This is a genomic window from Aliidiomarina sedimenti (genome assembly GCF_003986955.1).
GTDB lineage: Bacteria > Pseudomonadota > Gammaproteobacteria > Enterobacterales > Alteromonadaceae > Aliidiomarina > Aliidiomarina sedimenti.
On record NZ_PIPN01000001.1, the window covers coordinates 826185 to 848906 of the forward strand.

Consider the following 22722-nt stretch of genomic DNA (forward strand, 5'->3'; position numbering starts at 1 on the left):
AGGCTTTTCTGATGCAAACGAAATTTGACCAACTGCTTGATTTTCCCTGTGACTTCACTTTTAAAGTCATGGGGTTAGCGACCGACTCTTTAGAAGAGCAAATTGTCGCGGTGGTCCAGCAGCACGCCCCGGGCGACTATCAACCCAAACAGCGCCCGTCCAGCAAAGGGACCTATGCGTCTGTGTCGATCAATGTTGTGGTCCACAGCAAAGACCATGTCGAACTATTGTACCGCGAGTTATCGGCCATCGATGACGTACGCTACGTACTCTGACAAGCAGCACTGGTATTGCCAGTTCTAAACTGGCAATAACCCTATCCCCGATAAGGTGTAACCTTTTCTCAGGCAAGGTATAATGCCGCCATGAACAAATTAATCATTCGCCAGTTAGCGAGCATGGACTATGAGCCAGTCTGGCATGCCATGCAGCATTACACCAATATTCGGGGTCCCGAGGCCGACGACGAAATCTGGATCGTTGAGCACCCGCCGGTATTTACTCAGGGCCAGGCAGGTAAAGCGGAACATATTCTGGCGCCGGGCACAATTCCGGTGGTACAGGTGGACCGCGGCGGTCAGGTCACCTACCATGGTCCCGGGCAGTTGGTAATTTATTTTTTGATTGATATCCGCCGCCGTAAAATGGGCGTACGTAATCTGGTGACAGCGATAGAACAGACCGTTGTCGAAGCCTTACGCAGCTATTCCATTGAATCGGCGCCCCGTGCCGACGCGCCGGGTGTGTATATTGGCCAGCAGAAAGTATGTTCGCTTGGTTTGCGAATTCGCCGGGGCTGTTCGTTTCACGGCCTGGCGCTTAACGTAAAGATGGATATGGAACCCTTCGGCCGCATTAACCCTTGTGGGTACGCCGGCATGGAAATGACCCAAACCAGCAACCATGACGGGCCAGAGACAATAGAGCAAGCGGCTAAGGCCGTCAGTAACGCATTTATCTCGCAGCTGGGCTATGCCGAGGTGCACGAAGTAAAGGGGCTGAATAAAGATTATGAGCAAGCCAGTTAGACTAGAACCAGGCGTAAAAATGCGCGACGCCGATAAAATGGCGTTAATTCCAGTACAGATTATTCCGACCGAACGCGAGCAGATGCTCCGTAAGCCTGAGTGGCTCAAGGTTAAGCTGCCCGCATCAACGGACAAAATTGACCATATTAAGAAAGCTATGCGTAAGCATGGCCTGCATTCAGTCTGTGAAGAGGCGTCCTGCCCCAATCTGCCTGAATGTTTTAATCATGGCACCGCGACCTTTATGATTCTTGGTGATATCTGCACCCGACGTTGCCCTTTCTGCGACGTTGCCCATGGTCGTCCATTACCACCCGATCCAAAGGAAGCCGCTAAATTAGGCGAGACTATTGCGGATATGGGGGTGAAGTATGTCGTGATTACCTCCGTCGACCGTGATGATCTGCGCGATGGTGGTGCTCAGCACTTTGCCGATTGTGTGCGTGAAATCCGCCATCACTCACCACAGATTAAAGTAGAAATTCTGGTTCCGGATTTCCGTGGACGAATGGAGAAGGCACTTGATATTCTCCAGGGCGAAGCCCCAGACGTTTTCAACCACAACCTGGAAACGGTGCCACGGATGTATAAAGCGGCACGTCCCGGTGCCAACTACCAGTGGTCACTGGATTTGTTGCAGCAATATAAAGAGCGTCGTCCAGACGTGCTGACCAAATCTGGCCTGATGGTTGGTCTGGGGGAAACCAACGACGAAATCTTGCAGGTGATGGAAGATCTTCGTCGTCATGATGTCGACATGCTGACTATTGGCCAGTATCTGCAACCAAGCCGACATCACATTGCGGTAGACCGTTATGTCCACCCTGATGACTTTGCGATGCTCAAGCGCGAAGCTGACAAAATGGGCTTCACCCATGCGGCATCGGGGCCACTGGTGCGTTCATCCTACCATGCTGACCTTCAGGCAGCGGGCATCGAAGTCTCATAGAAACCAATGCAAAGTAAAAAGCCGACGTTTACGTCGGCTTTTTCATATCCATTGTTTACAAGCAACGCTTACTGAGTCGCTGCCTGTTCAATCAGGCGCAGATACAACGGCGGTACCACACCGATATCGTGCTGTTCCATAAAGGTAACTTCGGCGACCGGTTTCCAGGCCTGGAAGCGGGTCGCTTCACAGGTCGCGGCGCGGAATAGTCCCGCCTGGCTACTGTCATCTGAGCCCAGCCGATATAGATCACTGCTCATCTTAGTCGCGATAGGCTGAGTGATTTGGTCGCGCCAGGGTAAACTCTCTTCGAGCTCCTGTAGGGTTCTCGCGTCCACTAGCGAGGACGATGTTACTACCAGGTTCTTCGTTTCAAAGCGAAAACGACCCTCACAGAATGCACTCGCCATAGGTTCCCGCATCGGATACTCATCGGCAAGACCAAACCAGTGCCCCAACTCATGGATAAGCACTTCAAAGCTCGAACTCATCGACAAATGAAGTTCGTTGGCACGTGCATTTGCAAGTCCTTTCTCGGCTACAAACCAGCGGTATTCACTGGTAACTTCGCGAGCCCAGCAGTCCACCCGGGCGTCATCAGTGTGGCATTCGGCTGCCTCAGGCCGGTCTATCAGGGTAAAACAAAAATCGAGTTGCGCGAATGGATGCTGATAAAACTCAGCCAGCCAGTCGTATAAACGAATTCTGGCTTGTCGAGCCTGCAGATACACGTTCACTCCATACAGGCACTGCTGGCCATAATGAACCGGATTTTCATCCAAACGCCGTGCAACGCCCCGGCGTTTAGACCACTGCTCGGTATCCGGCGCGATATCCTGCCACTGCGTATCAGCAGCTAAACCGGGTCGAGCGAGCAGAATTCTTGCCATCAGGGTATCGCGTTGCGTGCCAGGCTGGAGCGCTTGCAGTAAGTCATAAGCGCGTCTGGGATCGGTGTCAAGCATACGGCGGGCGATGGTTAGGGATGCCTCGCGGTCGCCCAGCTCTGCTGCGGCCTGTAGCCACTGCTCGGATTTTGCCGGTACATGCACGGATAACGCATAGGCAGCACCCGCATCACCCTGGCGTACAGCTCGCTGATAAAAACTCAACGCCCGGGCACGCTGTTGCTCGCGCCAGTACTTTTCCGCCAGATAATGACTGGCTTCACCCACTCCGAAATAACTCGCTGGGTAGGCGAAGCGTACCGGTGCCTGGGCAAACATCTGATTCCAGTAGGCCAGGGTCTGCAACTGACTGCCATGAAGTGACAAGGTCGCCAGTATGCACAGTAAAAACAGACTGAATTTACCCAACCACGCCCTCAAGCTATTGCCCTAGCCCTGTTGACGCAATTTATCGAGTTCAAGATGAGCATATCGGTGTTCCACGAACTCATACAGGTTGGTCGCTAGCGCCAGTTTGAAATAGTTTGCCGCATCGTCGTTCTGGTTATTGAGTTGCTCGAATTTACCCAGATAAAAGTAGGCTTCCGTCAGACGCTCAACCAGCACTATCTGGTCCTCAACATCGTGCAACGTACTTGCCATCAGCTGTTGAGCATTGATTTCTCCGGTAAACAAACGTACCAGGTTGGTTTCCCAACTTTCATCCAGCTTTGCTTTGCGTTGTTCAAGAAGCTGATAAGCGTGCTCTTCATTCAGCGCACGGTCTGCAAAAAACAGCCAGAGGACACGGTAGGCATCGCCCTGTCCCTGATAGTGGTGGTCGGCGAAATCTACCTGAGCAAGTTCATACTGCCCCGCGTAATAGGCGGCAATGCCGCGATTGAGCAACACATATGGATGGTCCGGGTCGAGCTCAATGACGCTGTCAAAGGCTTCAAACGCGCTCTCATAGTCGCCTCCCTGAGTGGCATGAATACCAATGTAATTATAGGCATCGGCCATTCCCGGGCGGTATTCCAGCAACTGGTTAAAATCAACCCGGGCCAGCGTGGTCATACCCAGCGCATCGTATAAGGCGCCGCGACGGTACAGTAATACTGCGCGCTGTTCGTTGTTGAGGTCCTGTTCCTGCAATAGCTGCGTAATCTGCGCTATTTCCAGTTGCCGCTGAGGGCTTGGCATCAGGGGTTCAACCAGGATGAACTGATTCGCCCGGATGTCAGGAGAAGACGGCTGAACTTGCTGTTCAGTACTGATGGTGGCGGTACGCCCCTGGTCACTTTGACGTTCCGGACCTGCCGCGCAGGCTGTCAGCAATAAAGATAAAGTGACAATACAGAAAGCTCGTAAATTCAAGTTATTGGCTCCGTTATGCTTAGTCAACATAGTAGACCATAGCACACCAGCAGCCAGCAAGGGACAAAAATGCCACCCGTAGGTGGCATTAATTAGTAGCCTGCAGCGTGTCCGTCTTTACGACTTTCTGAGGCGCCAATATAGACCTCTTGCTCAGCATCGTACCAAATAGCCTGATAACCGCCATAAGGGCCTACCGCTTCCTGCAAGCGGTGTCCCATTTTCACCAGTTCACGCCGGGTAGCTGGCGAAAATCCGTTTTCGAGACTGACTACGCCGCCGTCTGTCATCTGCTCACCGGTAGGCTGACTTGAGCCGGTATGCAGTATACGCGGAGCATCGCCAGCTTCCTGCAGGTTCATTCCGAAATCGAGCATATTGATCAGGATCTGCGCATGCATTTGCGGCTGCGTAGCACCCCCCATCACCCCGTAACTCATCACTGACTGACCGTCTTTGGTTACAAATGCCGGAATAATAGTATGAAAAGGTCGTTTACCAGGTTCATAAAGGTTCATATGACCCTCTTCCAGGGCAAACAGCTCGCCGCGATTCTGCAGCACGAAACCGGTGCCTTCTGGCGTAATACCTGAACCCATTCCACGGTAATTACTCTGAATCAAGGACACCATGTTGCCATCTTTGTCCGCCGTGGTGAGGTAAATCGTATCTCCATCGGTTGGCGGGTTACCGGGTTCAAAGCTATTCCCTGCCTGCTCAGAATCAATCAACTGACGTCGCTCAGTGGCATAGTCTTTGGAAATCAGCCAGTCCACTGGAATCTCATTGAATGCGGTATCTGAATAAAAGCGTGCTCGGTCTTCGAACGCCAGCTTTTTCGCTTCGACAAAGTGATGAATATATTCAGGGCTGTCATGTCCCCAGGCGCTCAGGTCATAGTCTTCCAGAATATTCAGAATTTGCAGTGCGGCGATGCCCTGGGTATTCGGCGGTAGTTCCCACAGGTCATAGCCACGATAATTGGTCGACACCGGGTCAACCCATTCTGAGCTATGTGCAGCTAAATCATCGGCATTAAGGAAGCCACCATGCTCACTAACAAAGCGGCTTATACGCTGAGCGATTTCTCCCTCGTAAAAGGCGTCGCGGCCATGTTCGGCCAGTTGACGATAACTCCAGGCCAGATCTGGATTGCTAAAGCGCTCACCTTCTTGTGGCGGCTCGCCATCCTCCATGAAAACCTCGGCAAAGCCCGGATACTGCTGCAGGACCTCGGCGTTGCGCTCAAAGTAGTAAGCAATGACTTCGCTTACCGGAAACCCGTTTTCGGCATAGTGAATAGCGGGCGCAAGCAGTTCGCTCATCGGCAATGAACCAAAACGCTGGTGCATCTCAAACCAGCCATCCACTGCCCCTGGCACGGACAGTGGTAACACGCCTCGTGCCGGTATCTTATCAAGACCCTGCTGCTGAAAATGCTCAAGAGTGAGACTCTGCGGAGAACGTCCCGAGGCATTCAGGCCGTGTAAGGTTTCACTTTCTGCATCCCATATAATCGCATAGAGGTCGCCACCGATGCCGTTGCCAGTTGGCTCAACAAGGCCCAGTAACGCGTTGGCAGCGATAGCAGCATCCACTGCACTGCCGCCATTGCGCATAACTTCAAGCGCGGCCTGAGTCGCCAGCGGTTGACTGGTGGCTGCCATTGCCTCCGGTGCCATGACCTCGGAACGTGAGGCGAAATGATGGCCGGTAATCCGATCATAAGCGAGCGCCGGCACACTGACTGCCACCGCTACGGCACACAAAGCCCCTTTTAAAAGCTTGCCTGGTACCCTTGGTAAAGTATCCTGATATCGCACGCTGGTTCCCCTTAAAAAATAGGCTGGTTGTATAAACTCGTTGCCCAGCATAAACCAGCAGACATAAAAAAAGCCAGCGTGGTTTCCCACGCTGGCCTTATCAGAGACTACGTTAGTCGCTTATTCTTCAGTTGAAGGTGTTTTTTCAGCTGCTTCTTTCATGCTCAAACGCACACGACCCTGACGGTCAATTTCCAGTACCTTGACCGCAACGGTATCACCGACACTCATGTGATCAGCGACGTTTTCAACGCGCTCATCAGAGATTTGCGAGATATGAACCAGACCATCTTTACCTGGTAATACAGTCACAAACGCGCCGAAATCGACGATTCGAGCCACTTTACCCTGGTAGATACGACCGACTTCAACGTCTGCCGTGATGGCTTCAATACGGGCAACCGCTGCTTTTGCGTCTTCTTCTGACGTAGCTGCGATTTTAATCATACCATCGTCATCAATTTCGATATTGGTGTTGGTTGATTCAGTCAGTTCACGAATCACTGCACCGCCTTTACCAATAACGTCACGGATTTTCTCAGGGTTAATCTTCATCATATGGAAACGTGGCGCATAGCTTGATACTTCATCACGTGCACCACTAAGTGCTTCGTCCATCACATTCAGAATGTGCAGGCGAGCAGCACGGGCCTGAGCCAGCGCTTTTTCCATAATGTCTTTGGTAATGCCTTCGATTTTGATGTCCATCTGCAACGCAGTTACACCATCACGGCTACCAGCGACTTTAAAGTCCATATCACCTAAATGATCTTCGTCACCGAGGATGTCAGAAAGCACCACATAGTCGTCGCCTTCTTTCACCAGACCCATCGCAATACCAGCCACAGAGGCTTTGATAGGCACACCAGCGTCCATCAATGCCAGTGACGTACCACAGACTGAAGCCATTGAGCTTGAACCATTTGATTCAGTGATCTCAGACACCACACGAATGGTGTACGGGAATTCATCCGAGTTTGGCATAACTGCCATCACACCGCGCTTCGCCAAACGACCATGGCCGATTTCACGACGCTTAGGTGAGCCGACAAAGCCAGTTTCACCAACGCTGTAAGGAGGGAAGTTATAGTGCAACATAAAGCGTTCAGTGCGCGCACCCATGATTTCGTCAATGTTCTGACCATCACGCTCAGTACCCAAAGTCGCTACAACCAGAGCCTGGGTTTCACCACGGGTGAACACCGCAGAGCCGTGCGTACGAGGTAACACACCAGTCGACATATCCAGCGCACGAACCATATCTGGTTCACGCCCATCGATACGCGGCTCGCCTTTGATGATACGGCTGCGGACAACGTCACTTTCCAGATCATGGAAGAAGTTTCCGGCCGCTTTCTGGTCCAGCTCTTCAAATTTCGCTGCCAGTGCTTCCATCATCTCGCTACGTACAACGTTCAGCTTGTCACGGCGCTCTGATTTATCAGTTACCAGATACGCTTCGCCAATTTTAGCTTCAGCCAGTTCTTTCACTGCGCTTTTCAGCTCATTGTCGACCGCAGGTGGCTGCCAGTCCCACGACGGGGTGTTTACTTCTGCAGCAAATTCTTTAATTGCAGTGACTGCCGCTTGCATTTGCTCATGGCCATACATCACCGCACCCAGCATCGCTTCTTCGCTCAGCAGGTTGGCTTCTGATTCAACCATCAAGACGGCCGCTTCAGTACCAGCTACCACCAGATCCAGGTTGGACTCAGTCAGTTCGGTCGAGGTTGGGTTAAGAACGTATTCGTTGTTAACCACACCGACACGAGCAGCACCAATCGGACCATTAAATGGCAAACCTGATACCGCTAACGCCGCCGACGTACCTAACAAGGCAACGATATCAGGCGCAATTTCAGGATTCAGTGACACAACAGTGGCGATAACCTGTACTTCGTTTTTAAACCCGTCAGGGAATAATGGACGAATTGGACGGTCAATCAGACGTGAGGTTAAAGTTTCGTTTTCAGTTGGGCGACCTTCACGCTTGAAGAAACCGCCTGGAATTTTACCGGCTGCGTAGGTACGCTCCTGGTAATTTACCGTCAACGGGAAAAAGTCCATTCCCTCGTTCACGTCTTTTTTACCCACTACGGTTACCAGAACCGCAGTGTCATCAATGCTTGCCAATACAGCACCAGAAGCCTGACGAGCAATAGCGCCAGTTTCTAATGTCACCGTGTGACGGCCGTACTGGAATTGTTTAGTTATAGGATTCACGTTGTCTTTTCCTTTACTTTTATGTTGGCCTTTTGTCCAAGGCCCTACTTTCACTTATTTCTCGCGACACAGTATAACGAAGTCGCGTATAAAATAAGAGCTGAAATACAAAAAAAGGGGCCATAAGGCCCCTTTTTTAAGCAAACTGATTAACGACGCAGTTCCAGACGCTTGATCAGGTCTGCATAACGCTCGTTGCTCTTACCTTTCAGGTAGTCCAGCAATTTACGACGCTGGCTAACCATACGCAACAAACCACGACGTGAATGGTGGTCATGGATGTGCTCTTTAAAGTGACCTTGTAGATGGTTGATTTGAGCGGTTAGCAAGGCTACCTGTACTTCAGGTGAACCTGTATCATTTTCAACACGGCCATAATCTTTAACGATCTGAGCTTTTACTTCTGCACTTAGTGACATAGTTATCTCCAAAAATTAGCCCAACCGATCACTAATTCAGCCGGGGATTAAAATCTTCGCGGATTATACGCATCCGCCAAGCCCTATTCAAGTATCAAATACAACAACACGCTTCGGCCAGGCCCTTTTATCTTCGCGGTATTCGGCAACTCCCAGAAACACACCATGCTCATTCTCGACCCGCACCGGAGTTCCGGCCGGATACACGTCTGCGCTCACTGGCTGACCATGCAAAAACGCATTACCCTGCTCCAGGGCTGCCAGTATCACCGGTAGCCGGGCGACCGGACTGTCCAATGGCAATAGCTGGGCATCCAGGGCAGTATAATCAGGGGTGTCGGCTTCATTCGCCGCCGCCAGTTCAGCCAGTTCATCCACTGACAACATGGCTTCGGCCGGGTAATCTGCCACCGCACTGCGATGAAGCGCCTGCACGTGGGCCCCGCAACCAAGTAACTGACCAAGATCATCAACCAGCGAGCGGATATAGGTACCCTTACTGCAGTGCACATCCAGCTCAATAAAATCATCGTTCCGCTGCAGTAGCTCAAGCCGGAATATTTGTATCGGTCGCGCCGGACGATCAATGGTAATGCCTTGGCGCGCATATTCGTACAATGGCTTTCCCTGGTGCTTCAATGCCGAAAACATCGATGGGACCTGCTCAATATCGCCGCGAAACTGCTCCAGTGCAGCCGCTAACTGCTGGTCCGATACGTCCACCGGCCTGGTTTCCACCACAGTTCCATCAGCATCACTGGTATCCGTCCGTACACCCAGCTGAGCCCGGACCTGGTAGACTTTATCCGCATCCAGCAAAAACTGAGAGAATTTAGTCGCTTCACCAAGGCAGACTGGCAACATACCGGTCGCCAAAGGGTCCAGCGCACCAGTGTGGCCTGCTTTTTGCGCGTTGTATAAACGTTTTACCTGTTGCAGCACCCGGTTGGATGACTCACCCTGGTGCTTATTCACCAGCACGACACCATTTATCGGGCGACCTTTTTTACTTCGTCTTGCCACTTACTCGCCTTCCGTATCGCCAGCATCTTTTTTGCGTTGTGCATCGCGTTTGGTGGCTTCACCCACCAGTTTGGCCATGCGGATCCCCTCATTCAATGACGGGTCGTATTCAAAGCGCAAATTAGGCGTAATACGTGCTTTAAGACGTTTACCCAGAATCGAACGAATATACCCTGTGGCCTCGTTCAATACTTTGAGTGCTTCTTTAGTGCCCGCTTCATCCTCATTGAGGAATGTGACAAAAACCTTGGCATAGGCCAAATCACGCGACACCTCGACATCTGAAACGGTCGGCATCACAACTCGAGGATCCTTGATTTCGCGTTGCAGGATCTGCGCAACTTCACGCTGCAACTGCTGTGAAAAGCGGTCCGTACGACTAAATTCTTTGGGCATTTTCGGCTCCTGTTAGATACACACATGGGGGCACGAGGCCCCCATGTTATCTTAATACTGTCGGTAAACGGGGTTTCAGCTTAGAGCGTACGCTCTACCTGAACCGTTTCAAAGACCTCAATCTGGTCACCAACTTTAACGTCGTTGTAGTTCTTCACGCCGATACCACATTCCATCCCATTACGGACTTCCTGGACATCGTCTTTAAAGCGACGCAGCGATTCCAGCTCACCTTCGTAAATAACGACGTTATCACGCAGTACACGAATAGGCGCTGAACGCTTAATGACACCTTCAGTTACCATACAACCGGCAATCGCGCCCAGTTTTGGTGACTTAAATACATCACGTACTTCCGCCAGGCCGATGATTTCCTGTCTGAACTCAGGAGCCAGCATGCCGGTCATCGCTTGTCTGATTTCGTCAATTACGTCGTAAATGATGCTGTAGTAACGCAGATCCACCTGCTCACGCTCAACAGCACGTTTCGCTGTGGCGTCTGCACGCACATTAAAACCAATCACAATCGCATTCGAAGCACCAGCCAGCGTAATATCAGTTTCGGTAATACCACCTACACCATTGCCGATAATATTGACCTTAACTTCGTCGGTCGACAGCTTCTGCAACGACTCTGAAATAGCTTCCAGTGAACCCTGAACATCGGCTTTAAGAACAATATTCAGCTCAGAGACTTCGCCTTCTGCCATGTTGCTGAACATATTCTCCAGCTTGGCTTTCTGTTGACGCGCCAACTTCACATCACGGTATTTACCCTGACGATAGTTTGACACTTCGCGCGCTTTTTTCTCGTCGCGAACAACGGTCACTTCGTCACCAGCTTGCGGTACCCCTGAAAGACCCAGGATTTCGACTGGAATCGAAGGTCCGGCAGTATCCACATCTTTACCAATTTCATCACGCATCGCACGCACACGGCCGTATTCCAGACCACATAAGACGATGTCACCTTTATGCAAGGTACCGCTCTGAACCAGAATGGAAGCAACCGGGCCACGTCCTTTATCCAGACGCGATTCAATCACCACACCCTGTGCCATACCTGAGTCGTCTGCTTTAAGGTCAAGCAATTCAGACTGTAGCAGGATAGCTTCAAGCAGTTCGTCAATACCCAGGCCTTCTTTCGCCGAAACATGTACGAACTGAACGTCGCCGCCCCATTCTTCAGACAAGACATTATGCTGTGACAGTTCGGACTTAACCCGATCCGGATCCGCTTCTGGCTTATCCATTTTATTCACCGCAACCACCAGTGGTACGCCAGCAGCTCTCGCATGCTGAATACCTTCAATGGTTTGTGGCATCACACCGTCATCGGCAGCCACTACCAGAATAACTACATCGGTGGCTCCGGCGCCGCGTGCACGCATTGAGGTAAAGGCCGCGTGACCCGGGGTATCAAGGAAGGTAATCATGCCATGACCGGTGTCGACGTGGTAGGCACCGATATGCTGGGTAATACCACCCGCTTCACCGGCGGCTACTTTGGCTTTACGAATGTAATCAAGCAGCGATGTTTTACCATGGTCGACGTGGCCCATAACGGTCACTACCGGCGCACGAGGCTTCATCTCACCCGCTTCCTGGCGATCATCCAGTACTGATTGTTCAAGCGCGTTGTCGTTAACCAATACGGCTTTGTGACCCAGCTCTTCCACCACCAGTACGGCGGTTTCCTGATCCAGAACCTGATTGATGGTCACCATTTCGCCCATCTTCATCATCGTCTTGATAACTTCGCCAGCTTTAATTGCCATCCGGTTTGCCAGTTCAGCAACGGTGATGGTTTCTGTAATACGTACATCGCGTTCAACCGGCGATGCTGGCTTTTGGAAACCATGCTGCATGGTTGAAGGAGCGCGCATCTTGCCACCTTTACGGCGACGTTCACGACGTGGAGCCTCGGCCCGCTCTTCGTCTTTGCGGCTACGCTTTTTCTTCGCCCGGCGCGCGCGACGCTCTTCTTCAGTATCCTGCTGGTCTTCTGCCTGTTTCGCAGTCTCAGAGGTGGTGAAGTGAACATCTTCCTGTTCCGCTTGCTTGCGTTTCGCTTCTTCTTCCTGCCAGCGTGATTCGTTCTCTTCAGCCAGGCGACGTGCTTCTTCAGCTTGCTTAATCGCTTCTGCTTCAGCTTTTTTCTTGGCTTCTTCTTCCTGAGCTTTACGCAGTTTTTCTTCCTCGGCTTTCGCTTCGTCTGCTTTTTTCAGCTCTTCTGGCGTCATCGCCGCACGAGCAGCTTTCTCAGCTTCTTCACGCTGTTTCTCTTTGCGTAGTTTTTCAGCTTTACGCTTCTCGTCTGCTTTGGCTTTTTCTTCCGCCGCTTTGCGTTCTGCTTCGGCTTTCGCCTTAGCGACCGCTTCCGCTTCCAGACGTGCTTTTTCTTCCGCTTCGCGTTCAGCAGCCAGACGCTCTTCTTCTTCACGAGCCAGCTCTTCCGCCGACGGACGTTTTACATAGGTGCGCTTCTTGCGTACTTCCACCTGCACAGCTTTCGACTTACCACCGCCACCGGGAACACTTAACGTACTCTTTGTTTTACGTTTTAACGTCATCCGTGCTGGCTCTGATGAACCCGCTCCGCCATGTTGCTTATTCAGGTGTGCAAGCAGCTTCTGCTTCTCATCTTCAGTCACACTGTCATCGGCTTTCTTGCTCATACCGGCTTCAGTAAACTGCGTTAACAACCGTTCAACGGAGGTCCCAATATCGCTGGCGAGCTTTTCTACTTTAACTTCTGCCATTTATTTCCCACCTCACTGACTATTTTCATCGTCGCTGAACCAGCAGATGTTACGAGCTTTCATAATCAGCTCGCCTGCCTTCTCAGCGCCTAAAGATTCTATGTCTGACAAGTCGTCAATCCCTTGCTCTGCCAGATCTTCCAGAGTTTTCACTCCGATTGCTGCCAGTTCAAAGGCCAGGTGCTTGTCCATGCCGTCTAAATCAAGCAATGCTTGCTCAGGCTCAGCACCTTCCAGCGACTCTTCAGTCGCCAGCGCTTTGGTTGTCAGATAATCTTTTGCTCGAGTACGCAGTTCTTCAACTGTGTCCTCGTCCATGCCGTCAATCGCCAGTAACTCAGCGACTGGCACATAGGCAACTTCTTCCAACGAAGAGAACCCTTCGTCAATCAACACCCCTGCAAAGTCCTCATCAATGTCGAGACCCGCGGTAAACAGCTGGGTTAATCGTGATGACTCTTCTTCATTGCGAACGTTGAAATCTTCTACAGTCATCACATTCAGTTCCCAGCCAGTTAACTGACTGGCTAAACGAATATTCTGACCATTACGACCAATCGCTTGTGCCAGATTGTCTGCTTCAACTGCAATTTCCATGGTTTTGGTTTCTTCGTCCATTACGATAGAAGCCACTTCCGCCGGGGACATTGCATTGATCACGAACTGTGCCGGATTTTCGTCCCAAAGGACGATATCAACCCGCTCGCCACCCAGCTCTCCGGAAACTGCCTGAACACGGGCACCGCGCATACCAACGCAGGCACCAACAGGGTCTATCCGGCGATCATTACTTTTCACCGCAATTTTAGCACGCAGCCCTGGATCACGGGCTGCACCTTTGATCTCAATCATTTCTTCGCCAATTTCCGGCACTTCAATGCGGAACAGCTCGATTAGAAAGTTCGGGTTGGTACGGCTGACAAATAATTGCGCACCGCGCGATTCCGGACGCACTGCGTACAACAAACCGCGTACCCGGTCGCCTGGACGTACCATTTCCCGTGGCAGCATTTCCTCACGGAAAATAACTGCCTCGGCATTGTTACCCAGGTCCAGAATAATATTATCACGAGTGGTTTTTTTCACGATACCGCTGATCAGTTCACCGACCTGGTCTTCATATTCTTCAACCACCATGGCACGCTCAGCTTCACGCACTTTTTGTACGATAACCTGTTTCGCCGTTTGGGTTGTAATACGGTCAAATTTAATCGACTCAACCTGCTCTTCGACGTAGTCACCTAGCTGCAGCTCTGGTTCATCGTACTGAGCAGCGGATAAGCTGATTTCAGCATATGGATTTTCCATCTGCGCGTCGTCAGGGACTATTTTCCAGCGACGAAAGGTATCAAAATCACCCGTTTGGCGATCGATGTTTACGCGAACTTCAATTTCACCGTCATATTTTTTCTTTGTTGCTGTCGCAAGCGCTGATTCCAGTGCTTCGAAGATTTTGTCTCGAGGAACGGCCTTCTCATTCGACACCGCCTCTGCGACCATTAAAATTTCTTTATTCATGTTCGTGCCTCGCCAACGAAATCCTTAATCAAAATTCGGGACTAGATTTGCTTTCTTAATGGTAGCAACTTCTACGTCCAGGGTTTCCTCACCCACACCAAAAGTCACCGTGTTATCCACTACCGTTCGTATTACGCCAGTAAATTTACGTTTTCCTGCCACTGGAACACTCAGTACCACCTGGGCCATCTCACCTTGAAACTGCTCATAATGAGCGGCAGTGAACAATGGCCGGTCCATACCTGGTGATGACACTTCCAGGTTATATTCAACATTAATAGGGTCTTCTACATCCAGTACGGCACTCGCCTGACGGCTAACATGCGCGCAGTCATCCACCGAAATACCTTGCGGATGGTCTATATAAACGCGCAACGTGGAATGCTTGCCTGCACGGATAAATTCAATACCAACCAACTCGTAGTCCAGCGCTTCAACCGCCGGTGCCAACATGTTAGTCAAACGTTCAGTAATGGTCGCCAAGGCGTCCTCCAGAAATAAAAAAAGGGCCTAAAGCCCAGTTTTTGGTGACGATAATATTCTTCATCACAGGGCAGATAGCAAAAAGCCCCGCTTGCTCTGTCGGGGCTTCATACCAAACTGGGACCCTGTAAATTGGTTGCGGGGGCAGGATTCGAACCTACGACCTTCGGGTTATGAGCCCGACGAGCTACCAGACTGCTCCACCCCGCGTCCGATTACTTACCATTATACTAAAATGGCATATTTCTTCAATACCATAGGGTATTTGATTTGGTGCCGAAGACGAGACTTGAACTCGTACGCTCAGAAGAGCACCACCCCCTCAAGATGGCGTGTCTACCAATTCCACCACTTCGGCAAATTTTTTCTTACTTACATGTCATCCGGTAATGTTGGAACACTTAAATCGTTCCAGTCTTCTTCTACTTCGCCAGTTCCGGTAGCCATATTGCCAAGGATCAGGCTAAGCAGGAAGAAAGCCACTGCCAGAATAGTTGTAGTGCGGGTTAAAAAATTGCCCGAACCAGCAGAACCGAATACGGTGTTCGACCCACCAGAGCCAAAAGACGCACCCATGTCAGCGCCTTTACCACGTTGCATCAGAATTAAAGCGATCAACGCGATAGCACAAAGTAAATACAATACTAAAAAAATCTCGTACATAAGTCTCGTTATCCTTTCACTGCGCTACAAATAGCGAGGAACTGGTCTGTATTCAGACTGGCACCACCGATAAGGCCGCCATCAATATCATCCTGCGCAAACAGAATTTCGGCGTTCTCAGGCTTAACACTACCACCGTACAGCAAGGCTAATTTGCTTGCCGCATCGGTATTAAAGGTTGCCACATACTGGCGAATCGCTGCATGGACCTCCTGAGCTTGCTCAGGCGTTGCTGTTTCACCAGTGCCGATGGCCCATACAGGTTCATATGCCACCACCAGGCGATTAAAATCAACATCGTTGAGTACTTCGCTCAACTGTGCTTTTACCACGTCCAGCGTCTTTCCCGCTTCACGCTGCTGCAAAGTTTCCCCGACACACAACACAGCGGTAAGACCGGCCTGCTGAGCGAGTTGAACCTTTTTTGCAATCAACATGTCGTCTTCAGCAAATAAAGCACGACGCTCTGAGTGACCTAACAAGACATATTTGCAACCGACTTCAGCCAGCATCTCAGCTGCGATTTCACCGGTATACGCCCCGCTGCTATAGACACTGCAGTTTTGTCCGCCAACTTCAATATTGAGGCGCTGCGTGGCTGTTTCAAGGGCTGCCAGATACGGTGCTGGAGGGCAAATAACCACATCGGCTGAACAGCGAGCCGAAGCAAGCGCCGAGACCATGTCATCGACCAGCTTAAGGTTGCCGTTTAACTTCCAGTTTGCAATCACTAACGACTGTCGCATGATTTTCGCATCCCTTGTTCAAAGCGGCGCTGATAGTACCTAACCTCATCAGAAGTTACAAGCACCGCGCTTAAAAAAAGCGTGTCGTTGGACACGCTTTAATCACCCGGCGAGTAAATAGTTAACTACTTTGCGATTAACAACTTAGCTCGCCGCACTGACTTCTGAGGCGATCTGTTGGGCAAAGGCACGAACGGCTTTTTCGTTGTTGCCTTCGACCATCACCCGGATCAGTGGCTCGGTGCCGGATTTACGCAATAAAACCCGTCCCTGACCGGCTAATGCCTGCTCGACTTCCTCTACCGCAGATTTCACATTATCAGCCTGCAATGGATCCTGATCGCCGCTGTACTTCACGTTCACCAACTGCTGCGGCAGTTTGTGCATGCCTTCAAGTAAATCACGCAGCTGGCAATTCTTGCGTACCATCGCAGTAAGCATTTGCACGCCGGCAATAATGCCATCGCCGGTGCTATGGTACTGTAAATTAATCACATGGCCAGAATTCTCGCCGCCGATGCTCCAGCCATTTTCACGCAACGCTTCCATCACATGGCGGTCGCCCACCTTGGCCCGGACAAAAGGAATACCCAGCTCTTTCAGCGCCAGTTCCAGCCCCATATTGCTCATCAGCGTACCGACCACGCCGCCATCCAGATGCCCGGCTAACATGGCTTCGCGCGCCAATGCAAAAACAATCTCGTCACCGTCGATGGTTCGCCCCTGAGCGTCAATCATCATAATCCGGTCACCATCCCCATCGAGCGCTACACCAAGCTGTGCTTTGTGGCTTACAACGGCTTCGCTAAGTGCCTTTAAGTTGGTTGCACCGCAGTCCTGGTTAATATTCAGACCGTCCGGCTTGGTGCCTATTTCAATAACCTCAGCGCCCAGTTCACGAAATACATTGCCAGCAATGTGATAGGTTGCTCCATGTGCGCAATCGACCACCATTTTGATCCCGGTAAATGAAATATCACCCGGACAGACGCTCTTACAAAATTCAATATAACGACCCGGGGCATCAGTAATACGCGACGCGCGACCCAGCTGTTCTGAGTCGACACAGGCCATCGGCTGGTCAATCATGGCCTCAATCGATGCTTCCAGTTGATCAGAAAGCTTATGCCCGGTATCGGAGAAAAACTTAATGCCGTTGTCGTAATACGGATTGTGTGAAGCGCTGATCACAATCCCCGCCGAGGCACGAAATGTACGGGTCAGATACGCGACCGCAGGCGTTGGCATCGGCCCTAACAGCTCGACATCGACGCCTGCTGCTGCAAGACCGGCTTCTAACGCAGATTCCAGCATATACCCAGAAATCCGTGTGTCTTTCCCAATCAACACCTTGGTGTTCCCTTCGGCGGCCAGGATCTTACCTGCAGCCCAGCCTAATTTCAGAACAAAATCCGGTGCCACCAGCTCGCTGCCGACCCGGCCGCGGATCCCGTCTGTACCAAAATACTTCCCCATTGTAACTAATACTCCCCGGTTAACGTCGCCTGAACCACCTTAATGGCGTCCACGGTGGCTGCTACATCATGTACACGAATAATCTGCGCCCCTTTCATCGACGCAATGGTTGCCCCGGCAATGCTCGCGGCAAGGCGCTCATCGACGCTGCGACCCGTCACAGCCCCAAGCATCGACTTTCTCGACAGCCCGATCAACAGCGGCGCATTCAGTTCGTGGAACGCCTGCAGGCGTTGTAGCAGTTGATAATTGTGACGCACAGTCTTACCAAAACCGAAGCCTGGGTCAAGCAGCAGACGCTCTTTCTCAATCCCGTGCTGCTGACAGGCTTCCATACGCTGCTGCAAAAAGTCTTTAACCTCACACACCACATCATCATAATCCGGCGCCTCCTGCATGCTGCGCGGCTGTCCCTGCATGTGCATCAAGCACACCAGTGCCTTACTCTCGGCAGCCGCCTCCAGCGCGCCGGATTCGCGCAGGGCACGAATATCGTTAATCATAGCTGCACCCGCGTTGACCGCTTCGCGCATTACACCCGCTTTGCTGGTATCAATGGAAATACGGGTATCAAAACGCTGCCGAATAGCTTCTATAACCGGAATGACCCGGTCCAGCTCCTGATTCAGTGCGACATCCTTTGCACCCGGCCGGGTTGATTCTCCGCCGACATCAATCCAGCTTGCCCCTTCATCGAGCATGCGCTCGGTACGCCTCAATGCGTCGTCGATATGATTAAATTGTCCACCATCCGAAAATGAATCCGGGGTTACGTTCAGAATGCCCATTACCGCTGTTAACGTCTGTTTGTCTCGCATGCGCTATCTCGTTATCGAAGTACCATCAATCACTATAAAAAACTGTCAAAAAAAAGCCCCGCAAAACGGGGCTTGATAACTATTTCGCCGGAGAGCCGTCCGGATTATCTAAATCCAGTGACCCATCGGGATGGTCCGACTTACCGCGAGGCTTCTCTTTGCCATCGCTTGAAGTCGGGCCTGAAGGCGGTGTTCCACTATCAACGTCCTGCCAGTCCTGTGGTTGACGCACTTCACGACGAGCCATCAGATCATCAATTTGCGCTGCATCAATGGTTTCATACTTCATCAATGCGTCTTTCATTGCATGCAGAATATCCACGTTGTCTTCCAGGATCTGCTTCGCACGAGAGTAGTTGCGGTCTATAACCGAGCGGATCTCAGCATCGATAGAACGCATAGTTTCATCGGACATCTGCTTATTCTGTGCGACCGAGCGGCCAAGAAATACCTGACCTTCCTCTTCAGCGTACAACAGCGGCCCCATCTTGCTCGACAAGCCCCACTGAGTGACCATTTTACGGGCAATATCGGTAGCCCGTTCAATGTCATTCGACGCGCCGGTGGTGACTCTGTCATCGCCATAAATCACCTGCTCAGCAATACGTCCACCAAACAGGCTCGACAACATACTTTCCAGATGTTGCTTACTATGGCTGACCCGGTCCTGCTCAGGCAGGTACATGGTCACACCCAACGCTCTGCCACGCGGAATAATAGACACCTTATAAACAGGGTCATGCTCTGGCACCATTCGCCCGACAATGGCATGGCCCGCTTCATGATACGCGGTCATTTCTTTCTCTGACTCGCTCATCACCATTGACTTACGCTCAGAGCCCATCAGGATCTTGTCTTTAGCTTTTTCAAACTCACTCATACTGACGGTGCGTTTGTCTTCACGCGCAGCAAATAACGCTGCTTCATTGACCAGGTTGGCCAGATCTGCCCCGGAAAAACCTGGTGTACCACGGGCAATTACCCCTGGTTCAACATCGTCCCCAAGCGGAACTTTGCGCATATGAACTTTAAGAATATGTTCACGACCGCGAATATCGGGCAGTCCAACGGTCACCTGACGGTCAAAACGACCAGGTCGTAATAACGCAGGGTCAAGCACATCCGGACGGTTGGTAGCAGCAATGACGATAATACCTTCATGGCCTTCGAAACCATCCATCTCAACCAGCATCTGGTTCAGGGTCTGCTCGCGTTCATCGTGACCGCCACCCAGGCCTGCGCCACGCTGACGGCCGACCGCGTCAATTTCATCAATAAAGATAATACAAGGTGCTGACTTCTTCGCCTGCTCAAACATGTCACGGACACGAGAGGCACCGACACCGACAAACATTTCTACGAAATCAGAACCTGAAATGGTAAAGAATGGGACTTTTGCTTCACCGGCAACTGCTTTCGCCAGCAAGGTCTTACCGGTACCCGGAGGACCCACCATAAGTACGCCGGTCGGAATACGGCCACCAAGTTTCTGGAACTTGGTCGGGTCGCGCAGGTAATCAACCAGTTCGCCGACTTCTTCCTTCGCTTCGTCACAGCCTGCTACGTCAGCAAGCGTGGTTTTGACCTGGTCTTCGCCCATGAGCTTGGCTTTACTTTTGCCAAAGGACATCGCCCCACGGCCGCCACCGCCTTGCATCTGACGCATGAAGAAAATCCACACACCGATCAGCAACAGCATCGGGAACCAGGAAATAAAGATAGTGCCAAGAATACTTGGACTCTCTGGCTCTTTCACGTTCATGGTGACATTACGTTCGATCAGTTCATCAACCAGCTTCTGATCCTGCATTGGCATAACAGTCTTAAACGGCTGGTTACTGCTATCGACGCCCGTAATAACCCGGCCATCAATCGTCACTTCACGGATCTGGCCCTGGTTTACTTCACGCACGAATGTGGTGTAGTCATATGTCGGTGTACTACCTGTCCCTGGGCTGAAACCCTGAAAGACGCTCATTAGCACCACCGCGATGACTAACCAGAGGATTAAATTTTTCGCCATATCGCTCAACGCTGTTACCTCATTACCTTGTTCGCTTTTAAATAGCCTTGGTAGCCAAGCCTACTATAATTTGTACCCTGTCGCCACCAGGAAGACCTCGCGGGACCTTGCCCGCGACGAATCTGGTTTACGTACTTTAACGGTCTTGAAAGCCGCTCTGACATCGGCCAGAAACGGATCGAACCCTTCACCCTGAAATACTTTGACCACAAAACTTCCATTCGGTTTTAACACGTGCTTACACATATCCAGTGCCAGCTCTACTAAATACATCGAACGGGCCTGATCAACAGTCTGGTTGCCACTCATATTGGGCGCCATATCAGACAACAATACATCTACGTTGGCGCCGCCAATCCGGTTTAACAAGGCGTTCAAAACCAGTTCGTCGCGAAAGTCCCCTTCGAGAAAGTCGACCCCGGCAATCGGATCCATCGGCAGAATGTCGCATGCAATCACCTGGCCGCTGCCTTGCTGCACATCAACCACCAGCTGAGACCAGCCTCCCGGGGCCGCGCCCAGGTCAACCACGGTCTGCCCCGGCTTTAAGACTCTGTCGCGTTGCTGCACTTCTTCCAGCTTAAACACCGCGCGGGAACGCAACCCGCGCTTCTGCGCCTGCTGCACATACTTGTCATCAAAGTGCTCTTTTAGCCAGCGTTGACTGCTGGCTGTCCGTTTTTTTCCCATTTCGGTACTAAAGACCTCTTCTATCGCTGGCTCACATCACTAGATGGCGTTAGAATACCTTAAATTCAAGGGAAACCGGTAATTCGCAGGCCATTTCCCAGGTAAATTAACAGGAAACGACACTGCATGAACTTATCCAACAAGCAAAAACAGTATTTGAAGGGGTTAGCCCACCCATTGAAGCCAGTGGTATTGATGGGGGCGAATGGCCTTACCGAAGGTGTGGTGGCTGAAATTGACGGTGCGTTAGCGCATCATGAACTGATCAAGGTTAAAGTACCTGCCGATGACCGTGAGACCCGTAACGCAGTTGCTGAAGCAATTTGTCGTGAGACTGAGGCTGCATTTGTGCAGACCATAGGTAAGACGCTGGTCCTCTATCGCCCGGCAGAAGAACCGGTCATTAAACTTCCACGCGGTTAGTCTGTTGCCCCGGCCGATTCAGGTCTGGGGCTTCTTCGCTACGATCGCTTCATTATCCCTCTAGCCTACTCTAGCGCGCTTGCATCAAACATCATCAGGGTTATTGCCAATGGTCGATAAACTCTGCGCCAGTTGCTCCAGCACCATTTCTTTTTGCACCACTCGTTCGCCGACGGCAAGATACAAATCGATCATCAGCCGCATGTTGTTTTCACTTGGCTGCGCGTTATTACGCTGAAGAATCGCCCGACAATCACTATACGCCTTGATCACCTGTTCGCGTTCTGAACCTTTTTCCCGCTGCTGCCGCTGCAGATAAGTCTGGGTCCCCTCCTGCAGCGTTGCATCTCTGATTACCGGCACTTCAAGCTTGGCATAGGGGGCAAAAAACCAGTTCAGCGAAATACGCCGTTCGATTAGCACATTGACCAGCGTTTTATACGGGATAGTGCCCCGCCGTTTCCAGTTTGAGTAACTGGACGCACTCACCCCCATCCAACGAAGAATAGCTGCGGGTTTGCTCTCACCTGACAAACGGCTTAAACGCTCCATGTATTCGTCCAGTGTCGGCTCGACAACCTTGCTTTTACTGGGGGCTTGTGTTTTATTTGTCATAAGTTTTCGTTTGAACATTATTTTATATTCGAGTGAATTCATTTGTGAACTCACTTTGAACTCATATGTAATTACATAAATGCAAAAAGATCAAATAAAAAAGGGACTTGCGGACAAAGGTTATGACTTCAGTCTACTCGCTGAAGTCATTGGCAAGAGCCCGTCTCTGGTATCCAAGGTGGTTTCACGCAAGGCACGCTCGGCGCTGGTGGCCCATGCGATTGCTAAAGCACTCGGCATCCCGGTAGAGACGGTATTCCCCGATATCCCCGCCTATCATGGCGTTGCTGACCCGTCCGTTGACCAACGGGCGGCGAAGCGTGCCGAACTCAAAGCAAAACTCGCGCAAGACTAAAACAAAAAAACCCGCATCGATATGC

At 51.2% G+C, this 22722-nt stretch carries 22 protein-coding genes and 2 tRNA genes; 5 read left to right on the forward strand and 19 right to left on the reverse strand.

Annotated features, from left to right (window positions below; translation table 11 throughout):
• Positions 1-8: 8 nt before the first annotated feature.
• The 3 genes from ybeD to lipA all read left to right on the forward strand — a co-directional run bounded on the left by ybeD (position 9) and on the right by lipA (position 1977).
• Positions 9-275 carry a DUF493 family protein YbeD gene (gene ybeD, locus CWE12_RS04020; RefSeq protein ID WP_198675691.1) on the forward strand — a complete coding sequence of 89 codons (267 nt, stop codon included), beginning with the start codon at positions 9-11 and terminating at the stop codon, positions 273-275.
• A 90-nt stretch (positions 276-365) separates the two neighbouring features.
• Positions 366-1028, forward strand: a complete 663-nt coding sequence (lipB, locus tag CWE12_RS04025) for a lipoyl(octanoyl) transferase LipB (RefSeq protein WP_126788360.1) — start codon at positions 366-368, stop codon at positions 1026-1028.
• The gene (gene lipA / locus CWE12_RS04030; protein WP_126788361.1) at positions 1012-1977 is read left to right on the forward strand and encodes a lipoyl synthase; all 966 of its coding nucleotides are present in this window, start codon (positions 1012-1014) and stop codon (positions 1975-1977) included. Before lipB ends, lipA begins: the two co-directional genes overlap by 17 nt.
• A gap of 68 nt (positions 1978-2045) precedes the next feature.
• Here lipA and CWE12_RS04035 read toward each other — a convergent pair whose 3' ends face one another.
• The 18 genes from CWE12_RS04035 to rlmE all read right to left on the reverse strand — a co-directional run bounded on the left by CWE12_RS04035 (position 2046) and on the right by rlmE (position 21304).
• Positions 2046-3305 carry a zinc metalloprotease gene (locus tag CWE12_RS04035; RefSeq protein WP_126788362.1) on the reverse strand — a complete coding sequence of 420 codons (1260 nt, stop codon included), beginning with the start codon at positions 3303-3305 and terminating at the stop codon, positions 2046-2048.
• A 9-nt stretch (positions 3306-3314) separates the two neighbouring features.
• Positions 3315-4241, reverse strand: a complete 927-nt coding sequence (gene nlpI, locus CWE12_RS04040) for a lipoprotein NlpI (RefSeq protein ID WP_157981919.1) — start codon at positions 4239-4241, stop codon at positions 3315-3317.
• A gap of 92 nt (positions 4242-4333) precedes the next feature.
• Positions 4334-6010, reverse strand: coding sequence for a gamma-glutamyltransferase (gene ggt / locus CWE12_RS04045; protein WP_241984134.1), 1677 nt, complete (start codon positions 6008-6010; stop codon positions 4334-4336).
• Between the two features lie 174 nt (positions 6011-6184).
• Complete coding sequence (gene pnp, locus CWE12_RS04050) at positions 6185-8287, reverse strand: polyribonucleotide nucleotidyltransferase (protein WP_126788364.1); 2103 nt, start codon at positions 8285-8287, stop codon at positions 6185-6187.
• Between the two features lie 149 nt (positions 8288-8436).
• Positions 8437-8706 (reverse strand): 30S ribosomal protein S15, encoded by a 270-nt coding sequence (rpsO, locus tag CWE12_RS04055; RefSeq protein WP_126788365.1) that lies wholly within the window; start codon positions 8704-8706, stop codon positions 8437-8439.
• Positions 8707-8793: 87 nt separating this feature from the next.
• Entirely contained in the window at positions 8794-9729 is a 936-nt protein-coding gene (gene truB, locus CWE12_RS04060; RefSeq protein WP_126788366.1) for a tRNA pseudouridine(55) synthase TruB, read from the reverse strand.
• A complete protein-coding gene (gene rbfA, locus CWE12_RS04065) occupies positions 9730-10125 on the reverse strand; it encodes a 30S ribosome-binding factor RbfA (protein WP_126788367.1) in 396 nt (131 codons plus the stop codon). It abuts the gene before it with no gap.
• A gap of 80 nt (positions 10126-10205) precedes the next feature.
• Positions 10206-12887: a translation initiation factor IF-2 gene (gene infB, locus CWE12_RS04070; protein ID WP_126788368.1), complete on the reverse strand. Its 2682-nt coding sequence runs from the start codon at positions 12885-12887 to the stop codon at positions 10206-10208.
• A 12-nt stretch (positions 12888-12899) separates the two neighbouring features.
• Positions 12900-14405 (reverse strand): transcription termination factor NusA, encoded by a 1506-nt coding sequence (gene nusA, locus CWE12_RS04075; protein ID WP_126788369.1) that lies wholly within the window; start codon positions 14403-14405, stop codon positions 12900-12902.
• A 24-nt stretch (positions 14406-14429) separates the two neighbouring features.
• On the reverse strand, positions 14430-14858 hold the full coding sequence (rimP, locus tag CWE12_RS04080; RefSeq protein ID WP_420836629.1) for a ribosome maturation factor RimP: 429 nt from the start codon (positions 14856-14858) through the stop codon (positions 14430-14432).
• A 163-nt stretch (positions 14859-15021) separates the two neighbouring features.
• A tRNA-Met gene (locus CWE12_RS04085) sits at positions 15022-15098 on the reverse strand.
• 61 nt (positions 15099-15159) lie between these two features.
• Positions 15160-15246: transfer RNA gene (locus CWE12_RS04090), tRNA-Leu, on the reverse strand.
• A 14-nt stretch (positions 15247-15260) separates the two neighbouring features.
• Entirely contained in the window at positions 15261-15551 is a 291-nt protein-coding gene (gene secG, locus CWE12_RS04095) for a preprotein translocase subunit SecG (protein WP_126788371.1), read from the reverse strand.
• A gap of 8 nt (positions 15552-15559) precedes the next feature.
• Positions 15560-16300 carry a triose-phosphate isomerase gene (gene tpiA / locus CWE12_RS04100; protein ID WP_198675692.1) on the reverse strand — a complete coding sequence of 247 codons (741 nt, stop codon included), beginning with the start codon at positions 16298-16300 and terminating at the stop codon, positions 15560-15562.
• Between the two features lie 141 nt (positions 16301-16441).
• Positions 16442-17773 carry a phosphoglucosamine mutase gene (glmM, locus tag CWE12_RS04105; RefSeq protein ID WP_126788373.1) on the reverse strand — a complete coding sequence of 444 codons (1332 nt, stop codon included), beginning with the start codon at positions 17771-17773 and terminating at the stop codon, positions 16442-16444.
• 5 nt (positions 17774-17778) lie between these two features.
• Positions 17779-18591: a dihydropteroate synthase gene (folP, locus tag CWE12_RS04110; RefSeq protein WP_126788374.1), complete on the reverse strand. Its 813-nt coding sequence runs from the start codon at positions 18589-18591 to the stop codon at positions 17779-17781.
• A gap of 79 nt (positions 18592-18670) precedes the next feature.
• Positions 18671-20623: an ATP-dependent zinc metalloprotease FtsH gene (gene ftsH / locus CWE12_RS04115; protein WP_126788375.1), complete on the reverse strand. Its 1953-nt coding sequence runs from the start codon at positions 20621-20623 to the stop codon at positions 18671-18673.
• 54 nt (positions 20624-20677) lie between these two features.
• Positions 20678-21304, reverse strand: a complete 627-nt coding sequence (gene rlmE, locus CWE12_RS04120; protein ID WP_126788376.1) for a 23S rRNA (uridine(2552)-2'-O)-methyltransferase RlmE — start codon at positions 21302-21304, stop codon at positions 20678-20680.
• A gap of 126 nt (positions 21305-21430) precedes the next feature.
• Here rlmE and yhbY point away from each other — a divergent pair, with 126 nt between their 5' ends.
• Positions 21431-21727 carry a ribosome assembly RNA-binding protein YhbY gene (yhbY, locus tag CWE12_RS04125; RefSeq protein ID WP_126788377.1) on the forward strand — a complete coding sequence of 99 codons (297 nt, stop codon included), beginning with the start codon at positions 21431-21433 and terminating at the stop codon, positions 21725-21727.
• 84 nt (positions 21728-21811) lie between these two features.
• Here the strand turns inward: yhbY and CWE12_RS04130 are convergent, their stop codons facing one another.
• Entirely contained in the window at positions 21812-22342 is a 531-nt protein-coding gene (locus CWE12_RS04130) for a helix-turn-helix domain-containing protein (RefSeq protein WP_157981920.1), read from the reverse strand.
• Positions 22343-22421: 79 nt separating this feature from the next.
• Here CWE12_RS04130 and CWE12_RS04135 point away from each other — a divergent pair, with 79 nt between their 5' ends.
• Positions 22422-22697, forward strand: coding sequence for a helix-turn-helix domain-containing protein (locus tag CWE12_RS04135; RefSeq protein ID WP_126788379.1), 276 nt, complete (start codon positions 22422-22424; stop codon positions 22695-22697).
• Positions 22698-22722: the final 25 nt, after the last annotated feature.